The following is a 12254-nucleotide window of genomic DNA, read 5'->3' on the forward strand; positions in this document are numbered from 1 at the left end:
TAAGCTCTTGATCTTCAGCAATCCCGAGTCAAACCCGAAACTGATCCATCAAACTCTGCTGCTGATTCGCCAGGCTATTGAGCGACTGACTCACCCGCGCCGACTCATTCGCCTGCCCCGAAAGCGACTCCGTCACGTCTCGGATCGTCGCCACGTTGTTGTTGATCTCTTCGGCCACCGCGCTTTGCTCTTCCGCGGCGCTGGCGATCTGCAGGTTCATGTCGCTGATCACCGTTACCGCATCGCCGATCTGGCGCAGCGCGGTCACGGCCTGGCCGACCTGTTCGACACTGCCCTGGGCCTGACGATGACTGTTGCCCATCGAACCGACCACGTCCTGGGTGCCGCTTTGCAGTTGCTCGATCACCTGGCGGGTTTCTTCCACCGATTCCTGGGTGCGGCGGGCGAGGTTGCGCACTTCGTCGGCGACCACCGCAAAACCGCGTCCAGCTTCACCGGCACGGGCGGCTTCGATGGCAGCGTTGAGGGCCAGCAGGTTGGTCTGTTCGGCAATGGCGCGGATGGTTTCCAGCACCGTGCCGATCTTCTCGCTGTTGGCGGCCAGGCCTTCGACCTGAACCATCGCCGCGCTCATGTCAGCGGCCAGGGTGTCGATGCTGGCGGTGGTGCGGTCGATCACGGTCAGACCCTGACGCGTGGCGCGGTCGGCATCCTTGGCCGCTTCGGCGGCTTGCGCGGCGCTGCGGGCGACGTCCTGGGCGGTGGCGCTCATTTCGTGGGACGCGGTGGCGACCTGATCGACCTGACGGTATTGCTGCTCCATGCCGGCGCTGGTTTGGGTCGCAATGGCCGAAGACTGGTCGGCGGTGTTGCGCGCATCCTGCACCGAGCGTTTCACCTCGGCGATGATCGGTTGCAGCTTGTCGAGGAAACGGTTGAACCAACCGGCCAGTTGGCCGAGTTCGTCTTTCTTGTCATAGGCCAGACGACGGGTCAGATCGCCTTCGCCGCTGGCGATGTCTTCCAGCATGTGCGCCACGCCGAGAATCGGCTTGGTCACGCTGCGTGCCATCAGCCACACCAGCAGCAGACCAAGCAGTGCTGCAAGCACGCCCAGGCTCAGTTCGATCAGGGTGCCCGAGGTGTTGCTGGCATCCAGTTGCTGCTTGAGCGCTTCGGCGCGACTCACCAGCACTTTCTCCGGTACATCGAGCAGTACGCCCCAGGATGGGCCACCGGGAATCGGCTGGAACGGCGACAGCACTTTCAGCTGCGCATTGCTGTGCAGGCTGCTGACGGTTTTGCTCGAGGCCAGCAGACGCAGCAGTTCGGCGCCGCTGGTGGTGTCTACGGCATCGAGGCGCTGGCTGAGTTTATTGGCGTCCGGGCTGTAACCGGCGAGCAGGCCGGCGGGGCTGATGATGCTCACGGCGGTCTGGCCGTCATAGAGCTTTTTGCTGGCGCCTTGGCTGATCGCCTGCAGGCTGTTGAGGTTGATGTCCACCGACAGCGAGGCGATGACTTTGCCGTTGACCATCAGCGGGAACACGATGCTGGTCATCAGCACCTTTTGCCCGTCGATCACATAGAAATAGGGTTCGATCACGCACGGCTTGAGCGTGGTGCGCGGGCAGGTGAACCAGGCGTTGGCGGCCTGGCCGCTGGGGCCGGTGCTGGTGTCGGCCATGTCGCTTTCCGGCAGCGCCATCGAGGTCACTTTGCCCGGCGTCGGCTGCGACCAGTACAGGGCGAAGCGGCCCTTGTCGTTGCTGCCTAATTCACTTTGCCCGGCGAACAGCTCGTCCTTGCCGTCCAGCGCATTGGCTTCGAACACCAGCGACAGGCCGAGCAATTCCGGGTTGGCCTGCAGCGCCGATTTCACCTGACGGGTCATGTCTTCGCGCAGGTCGAAGGCATCGAGGAAGCGCTTCTCGGCCTGTTCGCGCAGGAACAGCACCTGACGCGAGAAGCCGTGGCCATATTGATAGGCGTCCATGAACTGTTGGCGAATGCCTGCCGCCTGAACTTCGCCCTGGGATTCGATGCGCGCCTGGGCCGATTCGGTGAGCATCTCCATGCTGGAGGCTTTGACCAGTTCGGAACTGTGCTCCATGCGATACAGCGAAAGACCCACCAACAGGGTCACGATACCGGCCAGGCAGAGGCCGGCGAGCAGGGTGATTTTCCATTGGATGGAAAGTTGTCTGAGCGACATGGAGACGTCCTTATTCGATAAATATCTGAGACTTTGCACTGTAACGGCCGCGTTTCGACTTTCTTTATGGCGCAAACGCAATATGGCGAATTGACGCACTTTGTGGCGGATATGCCGTTGTCGCCGGTTTGATCATCGAAAGTTACACAGTGACGCGACCGGTCGCTTTGACACTGCGCCCGCTCTGCGGCACAGTGCGCGCCCTTCTAATAAGACCCTCTATGCAAATCCGCTGGCGACCTTCGTGGCTTGTCGGCCGGACTCATCCTGTCTGGCGGTGAATGGCTTTACCGTCGTGTTTTTGAGGTAGTGAAATGAATGCAGTGATTGCTGCGGTCGGCGTCATGCTGATCCTCAGCCTGTCCCGGGTGCATGTGGTGATCGCGTTGATCGTCGGTGCGCTGGTCGGTGGCCTGACCGGCGGCCTGGGCATCGACGCCACGCTCAAGGCCTTCAACAGTGGCCTGGGCGGCGGGGCGACGGTGGCGTTGTCCTACGCGTTGCTCGGCGCTTTCGCCGTGGCGATCGCCAAGTCCGGCCTGGCCCATGCGCTGGCCGACAAGGCCCTGGCGATGGTCGATCGTCAGCACGCATCCGGTGGCGGCAGCGTCAAATGGCTGCTGATCGGCCTGCTGTGGGTGGTGGCGATTGCCTCGCAGAACATCCTGCCGATCCACATTGCGTTCATTCCATTGCTGGTGCCGCCGCTTCTATATGTATTGACCAAGCTGCAACTGGATCGCCGGCTGATCGCTTGCGTCATGACCTTTGGCCTGATCACGCCGTACATGGTGTTTCCTGTGGGTTTCGGCAACATCTTCCTGAATCAGATCCTGCTGGCCAACGTCAGCAAGGCTGGCGTGGACATCAGCCAGGTCAACGTCATGCATGCGATGGCCATTCCGGCCGCAGGCATGGTGTTTGGTTTGTTGATGGCGGTGTTCTTCAGCTACCGCAAGAAGCGTGTCTACGATCTGGAGAAGATCGAACAGGTTGAACAAGTCAGCGTCGCCTACAATCCGATGACCATCGGGATTGCCGGTCTGGCGATCGCTGCAGCCTTCATTATTCAACTGCTGCTGGACTCGATGATTATCGGGGCGCTGGCCGGGTTCCTGATTTTCTCGGCGTCGGGCATCGTCAAGTGGCGCGAGACTGACGGCCTGTTCACCGAAGGCATGAAGATGATGGCGATGATCGGCTTCATCATGATCGCCGCTTCGGGTTTTGCCGAAGTATTGAAGGCCACCGGTGAGGTGCGCACGCTGGTCGAAAGCGCGGCGGCGCAGATCGATCACAGCAAGGCCATTGGCGCGCTGCTGATGTTGCTGGTGGGGCTGATGGTGACCATCGGCATCGGTTCGTCCTTCTCCACGGTGCCGATCCTCGCGGCGATTTTCGTGCCGCTGTGCGTGCAACTGGGTTTCAGCCCGATGGCGATCGTCTGCATCGTCGGCACAGCCGGGGCCCTGGGCGACACTGGTTCGCCAGCTTCGGACTCGACCCTCGGCCCGACCTCCGGCCTGAACATCGACGGCCAGCATCACCACATCTGGGACACCGTGGTGCCGACCTTCCTGCACTACAACCTGCCACTGCTGGCGGCCGGCTGGATGGCCGCAATGGTCTTGTAACACCCAAAACCGGATCGTTACTGCTCAGAACGTGGTAACGATCTGGTTAGACCTCAGCTCAACTTTTGCTTTCGCGTGCCGTTAACGCCTTTAACCACGCCAATAAAACCAAAAGAGTGAGCACCCATGCGCCTGAGTCTCAAGGCTAAAGTCCTGTCCCTTGCCGTCCTCCCGGTCTTGCTCTTTGCGCTGGTGATCAGCCTGACCACGCTGTTCATTCTCCAGGAACAGGCGCACAAGGAAGTCGAACAGACCCGCGAGCGCCTGCTCGGCGACGCCAAGGCCACTCTGGCCAGCTATGTCGCGGTGGCCATGACCACCATCAAACCGCTTTACGACGCTGCCGCCCCCGGTGACACCGAGGCACGGGCGCAGGTGATCAAGCTGCTGTCGGGCATCAAGTACGGCAAGGACGGCTACTTCTTCGGCTACGACTCCGAGACCGTGCGTCTGTTCAAGTCCACCGATCCCGAAGGCGTGGGCAAGAGCTTCAAGGACAACCGCGACCCGAACGGCGTCTACGTCAACCGCGACCTGGTGAAAGTGGCCAAGGACGGTACTCACTACCTGCAATACAGCTCGCCGCTGCCGGGCAATGCGCAGGTGCTGGTGCCGAAACTCGGCTACACCGAATATTTGGCGAAGTGGGACATGGCGGTCGGTACCTCGGTCAACCTCGACGGCATCGAGGCGCAAGTGGCGCTGGTCCAGGCCCAGGTTCAGGAACGCATGGAGGGCGTGGTGCTGAGCATCGTCGGCGTGGCGGTGGTCGTGCTGCTGGTAATCGCGGTGGCGGGGCTGGTGCTGGCCAATACCATCCTGCGGCCGCTGAACCTGATGAAAGCCAACCTCGACGACATCGCCGCAGGCGAGGGCGACCTGACCCGCCGTCTGACCATCACCAGTCAGGACGAACTCGGCGAACTGGCCGGCTCGTTCAACCGCTTCGTCGACAAGATCCACGGCCTGGTGCGGCAGATCACCGAGATGACCACACAACTGACCGGGCTGGTGACGCAAGTCTCGGATCAGGCCCAGCGTTCCGATCAGGCCATGGAGCGTCAACGCCACGAGACCGATCAGGTGGCCACGGCGATCAACGAAATGTCCGCCGCCGCGCAAGAAGTCGCCAAGAGCGCACAGAACGCCGCCGTTGCGGCGCAGCAGACCGACGAAGAAGGCCAGACCGCCAAACGCGTGGTGGCCGGCAGCATCAAGCAGATTCATGCGCTGGTGGACGACATCCGCAGCAGCGGCGTGTCCCTCGACAGCCTGCAGCAGGACGTGTCATCGATTGTCGGCGTGCTTGGGGTGATCCGCTCGATTGCCGAGCAGACCAACCTGCTGGCTCTCAACGCCGCGATTGAAGCGGCCCGGGCCGGTGAGGCCGGGCGCGGGTTTGCGGTGGTGGCGGATGAGGTGCGGGCGCTGGCGTCACGCACGCAGATCAGCACTCAGGAAATTCAGGGGATGATTGATCGCTTGCAGGCCGGTACGCAGTCGGCGGTTGAAGCGATGCGCCGTTCCAGCGAGGCGGGTGACGGCACATCGGCCCAGGCCAATCAGGCAGGTGCGTCGCTGGATGCGATGGCGGATCTGATTGCGACCATCAACTCGATGAACGCGCAGATTGCCAGTGCTGCCGAGGAGCAGACGGCGGTGGCTGAAGAGATCAACCGTAGCGTGCATCAGATTGCGGTGGCGGTGGATAACGTGGCGGATGAGACACAGTTGGGGGCGCAGACTTCGCGGAGTCTGGCGGATTTGGGGCAGCGGTTGGGCAAGTTGGTGGGCCAGTTCCGTATCTGATCCCCAAAGGCCCCCTCACCCTAACCCTCTCCCGGAGGGAGAGGGGACTGACCGAGTTGTCTTGCGCTAAACGCCGACCGGAAAGACCGAGTCGACTATGGATTCAAAGCAAATCTTTCAGGTCGGCGTACTTCTCCAATATCCCCCAATCGGTCCCCTCTCCCTCCGGGCGGTCCGACGTTTCGGGAGGGCTAGGGTGAGGGTGGGCTTTTGACTTTGGCGAGCTCAGGGCCTGTCCCAGTAGGGGACTTCGCCGAAGCACTCGATAAAAAAGTCGATGACCGTCCGCACCTTCACCGACAACCGCCGACTCCCCGGCCACAGCACCGCAATCTGCTGCGGCTCCACACTGTTCGACACCTGATAATCCCCCAGCACAGGCACCAGCGTGCCCTCACGCACCGCCTCGCCAATCAGCCATGACGGAAACATCACCAGCCCCAAACCCTGTTCGGCAGCCTGGGTCAGGGTGTCCGCATGATTGCCGGTGATCGGGCCTTTCACTGAATACGGCGTCCACTCGCCCTGATCCTGACGGAAAAACCAGCGCTGCTGACCGGTCGCGCCCTTGTACGCCAGGCACTGATGGCGGGCGAGGTCTTCGGGATGCTGCGGCGTGCCGAAACGCTTGAGATACGCCGGGCTGGCCGCGACCTGAAAGCGGTGCGGCGCGAGGATCCGTGCCTGCATGCTCGAATCGTGCAGCGGGCCGATGCGGAACAGCAGGTCGGCGCCTTCCAGCAGCGGGTCGATGTAGTGGTCGGTCTGCTGGATGTCCAGCTGCAGCTTCGGATAGCGCTCGCACAAGCGGCCCAGCCATGGCGTCAGATGGCGCTGGCCGAAGACCACCGGAGCATTGATCCGCACCAGCCCGGTGGGCTCGCTTTGCTGTTCCTGCAACGCCTGTTCAGCTTCCTCCAGTTGCACCAGCACCAGTCGTGCATGGTGGCCGAGCATGCGCCCGGCTTCGGTCGGCGTGACTGCGCGGGTGTGGCGGTAGAGCAGTTGCTGGTTCAGCGCCTGTTCCATCAACTGGATCTGTCGGGAAATCGAGGAGGGCGCCACACCTTCACGGCGGGCGACTTCGGAAAAGCTGCCGTGGTCGAGCACCGCCACAAACAGCCTTAGCGCCTTGAATCCCAGTTCGTTGAGCCCGTACATCGTCGATCCTGCTGTGCGAGTTGCGCAAAAGTGTTGTCCGGATGCTGCCATTTATCGCACAGCTGCGCCAGCCGATAATCCGCGCCATCGTTTCCTTCAGAGGTTTTGTTGATGCAGTCGTTTGATGAAGTGAGTGCGGCGCCGGCCCCGGTCGCCCGGCCGGGTTTGCGCTTGTTGCTGTTGCCGCTGGTGATTCTGGCCGGCATGGGTTTGTCGGTGGAGGCCGGGTTGCTCGGGCCCTTGGGTGAGCAGGTCGGGCACTTATGGGCGACTTTGAGCATTTTCGGGGTTGGCTCGGCGATTCTGTTTTTGCTGTTGCTGTTTGCGGGGCCACAGAAAGGCCCGGCGCTGACGGATCTGCCGCGCTGGCAGTTGATCGGCGGGTTTCTGGGGCCGATGTATGTGGTGGTGTTGACGCTGGCGACGCCGCATATCGGGATTGCGATGACGATGATCGCGATTCTGTCGGGGCAGGTGGGCAAGAGTGTGCTGATCGATCACTTCGGCTGGTTTGGCGCTACGCGCAAGAAGGTCAACGGCGAGCGGTGGTTGGCGCTCGGGTTGATTGTGGCGGCACTGATTTTGATTGCGCGGGGTTGATGAGATGAGTCTGGTGATTTTGTTGGCGGTGGTGGTGTTGGCCGGTGCGGTGTTGAGTGTGCAGGCGGCAATCAATGGGCGCCTTGGGGAAACCGTTGGTGTGTTGCGCAGTAGCCTCCTGACTTTCGTGGTTGGCGCGGTGAGTACGGGGCTGCTGATCCTGTTTTTCGAGCCTGCTCATGCCGTCAGCCTGCTGGACGTGCCGAAATGGCAGCTCAGCGGTGCTTTGTTCGGTGTGGTTTATATGATGGTCATGGTCGGTGCGGTACCGCGCGTTGGTACGGCCGTGGCCACGGTGGCGGTGATTGTCGGGCAGCTTGGAATGGGGATGCTGATCGATAATTTTGGGTGGTTGGGGAATCCGGCTATTGAGCTGTCTTCGAGCCGGGTTTTGGCGATGGGGTGTTTGGGGTTGGCGTTGGTATTCATGTATCGCAGTAGTGTTCGGCAGGTGGGTTGAGTACATATCCGTTGCTGCGGTAACGGCTTCTTAGGGTTCCGCCCTTACGGCGGGTCACTTTGGCAAACGCCCCAAAGTAACCAAAGGTCTTAGGCCCTGACGTACGGCCCTCGCTGTGGCTCGGGTTCCTTCGCTCCGGGATCGATCCGGGGGCATCACCTACGGTTTGCTTCGCTGCACCTCCTCTCGATGCATGCGGCTGCGCCGCACGGTCGCTGCGCTCCCACCCCCGGATCAATCCCTCCACTCAGCCTGCCGACGGGCCTCGCGATCAAAAGCGGTACTCGAGCTAACGCTCATCGTGGTGAGTGGTGAGTGGTTTGGTTGTTGAGTGCTTTTCAGCTTCTACACTGGTAGCACGGCTTGTTCCTTCAGCCTCAGACAACCACTACCAAAGGAGTCTGTTCCATGGCCGACAGAAAATGCGATTGCCCGGGATGTAGTTGCAAGATCAAGGAAGGCGAGCATTCCTACGTGGCGCACGGCAAGCACTATTGCTGTGAGGCTTGCGCTCATCATCACAAGGGCGGTGAAGAGTGTTCCGGCAAGGGTTGCCATTGCGCGCACCCGAAATAACGGGCTGCATGAAAAAGTGGAGCCTAGTCAGGCTCCACTTGCAGTTTCAGGCTGTCGTCTTCCAGGCGTTCGGTGTGGCGGACGGTGCCTTGCAGGCGTCGGCCTTCGACCCGGACGTCGACGGTTGTGGCCTGTTCAAGGTCAGCCGGTTGCGGGGCCGGGATGCGCAGGGCGAAGCAGTAGGGATCGTTTTCGACGGGTTCCAGGCCAACCGGGCAGTCGATGCTTCGGGTGACCCGGCCGGAGGCAGTGTCCAGGCTGTAGTCCAGATGCGCCGGGCTGCTGATGGTTGTCATGTGTGTTCCCCCGAAAGAGTCCCCGCCTGCGCGCAAGCTTAGCTTGCCGGTCGCCACGTCACATTTTCCACGCCGAATTTTTCTGCCATCGGCTTGCTGGTCTTTTGCACTTTCTCCCGGCCGAAGCGCGGGATGCGGCCCACCCCGGCGTCGCAGCTTGCCCAGTGCCACGCCTCGGTGTTGTCCATTTTGTCCGAGCGGATAATGAACGACTTTGGCGTGCCGTGAAGGGTGTAATCGATGACGTACAGTTTTGCGTTGTTCATAAAGCCGTTCTTCCTCCCTGTGGTAATAGAAGGATCGTTGCGCACCGGGAAAATTCACTCGGATTGTCCGACGGTATCTATCAATGGCGAGGAACCGGGTGCACTGGTTACCATGACGCCTTCGCCAACCCTGATGAATGTTCGCCATGGCCCTCGCCGCGCCCCCCGATCTGAGTGATACCGATGTGCCGGTGCAGCCGCTGGCGCGCACCTATCCGCGTGGGCTTTTCATTGAGCCGCACGAGCATGTCTGGGGGCAGTTGCTGTATGCGATGAGCGGGGTGATGTGGGTCGAAACCCCACACGAGGCGCTGGTGGTGCCGCCGCAACGGGCGGTGTGGTTGCCGCCGGGAGTGCCCCACGGGATTCGCGTGGTGTCGGACTTGCAGATGCGCAATATCTACCTGCGCCCGGCGCTGGCGGCGACGCTGGATCAGACGGTGCAGGTGATCGAGGTCGACGGTCTGCTGCGTGAGTTGATCGTCGGATTGGTGGATCAGGGCGACAGCGGCGATGCCGAGTATTACGAAGCGCTGGTCGGGCTGGCGCTGCTGGAGCTGAAACGCGCAAGGCGTTCACAGTTGAAGATCCCGCTGCCGGACGACGCCGACCGGCGGCTGATGAGTCTGTGTCAGGCGGTGATGGCCGCGCCGTCGCTGGAGATTCCTTTCGAGCAACATGCCGAGAACGCCGGGGCCAGCGTGCGGACGTTGGCACGGCTATTCAAGGAAGGGTTGGGCATGGGCTTCGCCGAATGGCGGCGGCAGGTGCAACTGGCGACGGCAGTGGCCGAGTTGATTCAGGGCGTGCCGGTCAGCGCGATTGCCCGGGAGCTGGGTTATTCGCCGAGCAGTTTCAGCGACATGTTCCGCCGCGAGCTGGGTGTCGCGCCTTCGCAGTTCGGTGCTGGGCAGCTTCCAGGCTGATTTGGCCGAAATTCAGAAGTCCTTGGCCGGTGCTTTCGCACAGCCTTCCCTAGACTTTGCCCATTCCCTTTATGTGGCGGAGTGATCCCATGAACTACCTGATCTCCCTGGGCATCGGTCTGGGCGTCGGTCTGTTGTATGGCGCGCTGGATTTCCGTTCCCCGGCGCCACCGGCCATCGCGCTGGTCGGTCTGTTGGGCATGCTGGCGGGCGAGCAGTTGTGGCCGCTGGGCCGGCAACTGGTCAGCGGCTGGTTGTCCTGAATTTCCTTTTTTCATTCGGTGGATGAACTCATGAAAGCACTGCAATTCGATAAAACCGGCGACCTGTCTTCCCTGCGCTTCGTCGAGGTGCCGACGCCGGTGCCGGGGACCGACGAGGTGCTGGTGCAGATCAAGGCAGCGGGCCTCAATCCCAGCGACGTGAAGAACGTGCTCGGGCGTTTCCCGTACACCACGCTACCGCGCATTCCCGGTCGGGACTTTGCCGGGGTGGTGGTCGAAGGGCCGCAGGCGTTGATCGGTCAGGAAGTCTGGGGCACCGGGCGCGAGCTGGGCTTTTTCGCCGATGGCTCCCATGCGCAGTTCGTCAAACTGCCGGCCAATGGCGTGGCGCACAAACCTTCGCACTTGAGTTTCACCCAGGCCGCGAGCCTCGGCGTGCCTTACACCACGGCGTGGGATGCGCTGGAGCGCAGTCTGGTGAATGCCGAAACCCGTTTGCTGGTGATCGGCGGCGGGGCGGTGGCGACGGCGGCACTGGCGCTGGCCAAGGTGCGTGGCGCGCAGTTGCTGGCGGCGGCGCGGCGACCGGAGCAGGTCAAGGATTTGCAGGCGCAGGGTTATCAGACGATCCAGCTGGACAGGCCTGAAGAACTCGGCGCTCAGGTCAACGCGGTATACCGCGGCGGTGCCGACGTGATCTTCGACACCACCGGGTTCTGGCTGCCGGCTTCGGTTTCCGCATTGGCGCCGTTCGGGCGTATCGCGATCATCGCTGCGCCGGTGGACGGTCATGTACAACTGCCGGCGCTGGCCCTGTATCGCAAGGGTGGCTCCGTGGTCGGCATCAACTCGTTGCTGTACGGCGTTGAAGCCTGTGCGGCGATGCTCGAGCAGTTCGGCCGGTTCTTCGACGAAGACCTGCTGCCACTGCCGCAAGGACTGATCGAAGCACCGTTGGCCGAAGGGCTGGCGCGCTATGCCGATGTGAATCAGGGCAGCGGCGACAAAGTGATTCTTATCCCCTGACGGGCACTGTTGTTCAGGGCATCAAAAAACCGTGGGAGCGAGTTCGCTCCCACGGTTTTTCGGTTCTCAGGATTGCGGCACGCCGTTTTCCCACGCCGACCAGTGCTTCAGGATGTCCTGCACCAGCAGATTCCCCGTGCGGTAGAGGTTTTCCAGGGCTGGCACAAATCCGCCCTGATCGGCGTACTTGAGCAGGTTGTCCACTTCGCTGCCGCCCGGCACCGGGCGGTCGAAGTCGGAGCCGGCGCGCACCACGGCCAGGCGCTGCACGTCCACCAGACCTTCGCGGCTGGCGCGCAACAACGCCTCGTAGGTGGAGTTGTCCTCCTGTTGGGTGGTGCAGTATTCGCCCTTGTTGTCGGTGAGCAGTTTTGTCCAGACCTCGGCGCGTTCGCTCAGGCGGGTGCCGGAGAACCAGGTGTTGCCGGCCAGCGTGTCGCAGCGGGTGACCACCGGCGGCTGATTGGCCGGTGCTGCCGGGTATTTCAGGCGCCACGCGGCCGATTCCTTGCTCTCGCTCAGTTCGACCTTGTGGCTCAGGGCGAAGGCCTTGGCCTGCAGTTTCGGGTTGAGTTCGAAGACCTCGGTCTTGTAGTCCAGCGGCGGTTTTTCGTTCGGGCCTTTGGTGTTGATGCCGAGGTAACCGGTCGGCCAGCTCGACGGCGCATCGCGTGAATCCAGTTCCCACTGGGTGCCGAACTCCACCAGATAGTGCGCCCAGGCGGCGGTGCCGATGGTCCCGTGTTTCGGGCTGATGCCGGCAATCCCGGCGATCAGGAAGTAGCTTTTGCGCAGGTCGAACTTCGGCGACAGCGCCAGTGCCAGGGTCGAGGCAGCGGCGTTGGTCTGGCCCATGCCGGTGGTCAACAGGCACACCTGCTGTGTGTTGCAGCGGATGGTCGGGTACTCGGCCGACAGGCCCGGCACGCGGATTTCCTGCTTGAGTTCGAGGCGCTCGATCCAGTGTTGCGCCTCCGGGGCGAACATGGTGATCAGCACCACTTTCGGTTGAATCGGCGCCTCGGCCGCCCAGGCGGTGGAGGAGAGCAGGGCCGCAGCGGCCAGTGATACACGCGTCATTGCTTTCATGATGGCTCCTG

At 62.1% G+C, this 12254-nt stretch carries 12 protein-coding genes and 3 pseudogenes; 9 read left to right on the plus strand and 6 right to left on the minus strand.

Going from position 1 to position 12254, the window contains the following annotated elements:
- Positions 1 to 28: 28 nt before the first annotated feature.
- Positions 29 to 784 carry a methyl-accepting chemotaxis protein gene (locus M5B44_RS29115; protein ID WP_371321017.1) on the minus strand — a complete coding sequence of 252 codons (756 nt, stop codon included), beginning with the start codon at positions 782 to 784 and terminating at the stop codon, positions 29 to 31.
- A gap of 102 nt (positions 785 to 886) precedes the next feature.
- A pseudogene (locus tag M5B44_RS29120) lies at positions 887 to 2176 on the minus strand (HAMP domain-containing protein); the annotation flags it as partial.
- Positions 2177 to 2490: 314 nt separating this feature from the next.
- Between M5B44_RS29120 and M5B44_RS25830 the strand changes: the two are divergent.
- From M5B44_RS25830 to M5B44_RS29130, 3 genes and pseudogenes are all read left to right on the plus strand, one after another.
- Complete coding sequence (locus M5B44_RS25830) at positions 2491 to 3810, plus strand: Na+/H+ antiporter family protein (protein ID WP_085712531.1); 1320 nt, start codon at positions 2491 to 2493, stop codon at positions 3808 to 3810.
- Between the two features lie 126 nt (positions 3811 to 3936).
- Positions 3937 to 4713, plus strand: a pseudogene (locus M5B44_RS29125) (cache domain-containing protein); the annotation flags it as partial.
- A gap of 312 nt (positions 4714 to 5025) precedes the next feature.
- Positions 5026 to 5619: pseudogene (locus M5B44_RS29130) on the plus strand (methyl-accepting chemotaxis protein); the annotation flags it as partial.
- Positions 5620 to 5844: 225 nt separating this feature from the next.
- On the opposite strand, the gene M5B44_RS25840 reads toward M5B44_RS29130, so the two are convergent.
- Positions 5845 to 6780, minus strand: a complete 936-nt coding sequence (locus M5B44_RS25840) for a LysR family transcriptional regulator (protein ID WP_248740978.1) — start codon at positions 6778 to 6780, stop codon at positions 5845 to 5847.
- A 111-nt stretch (positions 6781 to 6891) separates the two neighbouring features.
- Between M5B44_RS25840 and M5B44_RS25845 the strand changes: the two genes are divergently transcribed.
- From M5B44_RS25845 to M5B44_RS25855, 3 genes are all read left to right on the plus strand, one after another.
- Positions 6892 to 7380 carry a DMT family transporter gene (locus tag M5B44_RS25845; RefSeq protein WP_114884216.1) on the plus strand — a complete coding sequence of 163 codons (489 nt, stop codon included), beginning with the start codon at positions 6892 to 6894 and terminating at the stop codon, positions 7378 to 7380.
- 4 nt (positions 7381 to 7384) lie between these two features.
- On the plus strand, positions 7385 to 7840 hold the full coding sequence (locus M5B44_RS25850) for a DMT family transporter (protein ID WP_248740979.1): 456 nt from the start codon (positions 7385 to 7387) through the stop codon (positions 7838 to 7840).
- A 408-nt stretch (positions 7841 to 8248) separates the two neighbouring features.
- On the plus strand, positions 8249 to 8416 hold the full coding sequence (locus M5B44_RS25855) for a metallothionein (protein ID WP_085686659.1): 168 nt from the start codon (positions 8249 to 8251) through the stop codon (positions 8414 to 8416).
- Between the two features lie 23 nt (positions 8417 to 8439).
- On the opposite strand, the gene M5B44_RS25860 is transcribed toward M5B44_RS25855, so the two are convergent.
- On the minus strand, positions 8440 to 8712 hold the full coding sequence (locus M5B44_RS25860) for a hypothetical protein (RefSeq protein ID WP_248740980.1): 273 nt from the start codon (positions 8710 to 8712) through the stop codon (positions 8440 to 8442).
- A gap of 38 nt (positions 8713 to 8750) precedes the next feature.
- The gene (locus M5B44_RS25865) at positions 8751 to 8978 is read right to left on the minus strand and encodes a DUF6555 family protein (RefSeq protein WP_064597962.1); all 228 of its coding nucleotides are present in this window, start codon (positions 8976 to 8978) and stop codon (positions 8751 to 8753) included.
- Between the two features lie 137 nt (positions 8979 to 9115).
- Between M5B44_RS25865 and M5B44_RS25870 the strand changes: the two genes are divergently transcribed.
- The 3 genes from M5B44_RS25870 (at position 9116) to M5B44_RS25880 (ending at position 11154) form a co-directional block, all read left to right on the plus strand.
- The gene (locus tag M5B44_RS25870) at positions 9116 to 9904 is read left to right on the plus strand and encodes an AraC family transcriptional regulator (protein ID WP_248740981.1); all 789 of its coding nucleotides are present in this window, start codon (positions 9116 to 9118) and stop codon (positions 9902 to 9904) included.
- A gap of 89 nt (positions 9905 to 9993) precedes the next feature.
- A complete protein-coding gene (locus tag M5B44_RS25875; RefSeq protein WP_085712525.1) occupies positions 9994 to 10167 on the plus strand; it encodes a DUF1427 family protein in 174 nt (57 codons plus the stop codon).
- A 30-nt stretch (positions 10168 to 10197) separates the two neighbouring features.
- On the plus strand, positions 10198 to 11154 hold the full coding sequence (locus tag M5B44_RS25880; RefSeq protein ID WP_248740982.1) for a quinone oxidoreductase family protein: 957 nt from the start codon (positions 10198 to 10200) through the stop codon (positions 11152 to 11154).
- 66 nt (positions 11155 to 11220) lie between these two features.
- Here M5B44_RS25880 and M5B44_RS25885 read toward each other — a convergent pair whose 3' ends face one another.
- Positions 11221 to 12243 carry a purine-nucleoside phosphorylase gene (locus tag M5B44_RS25885; RefSeq protein ID WP_248740983.1) on the minus strand — a complete coding sequence of 341 codons (1023 nt, stop codon included), beginning with the start codon at positions 12241 to 12243 and terminating at the stop codon, positions 11221 to 11223.
- Positions 12244 to 12254: the final 11 nt, after the last annotated feature.

Origin of the sequence: Pseudomonas sp. MWU12-2029, from assembly GCF_023242425.1 — a bacterium.
Classification (GTDB): Bacteria; Pseudomonadota; Gammaproteobacteria; order Pseudomonadales; family Pseudomonadaceae; genus Aquipseudomonas; species Aquipseudomonas kribbensis.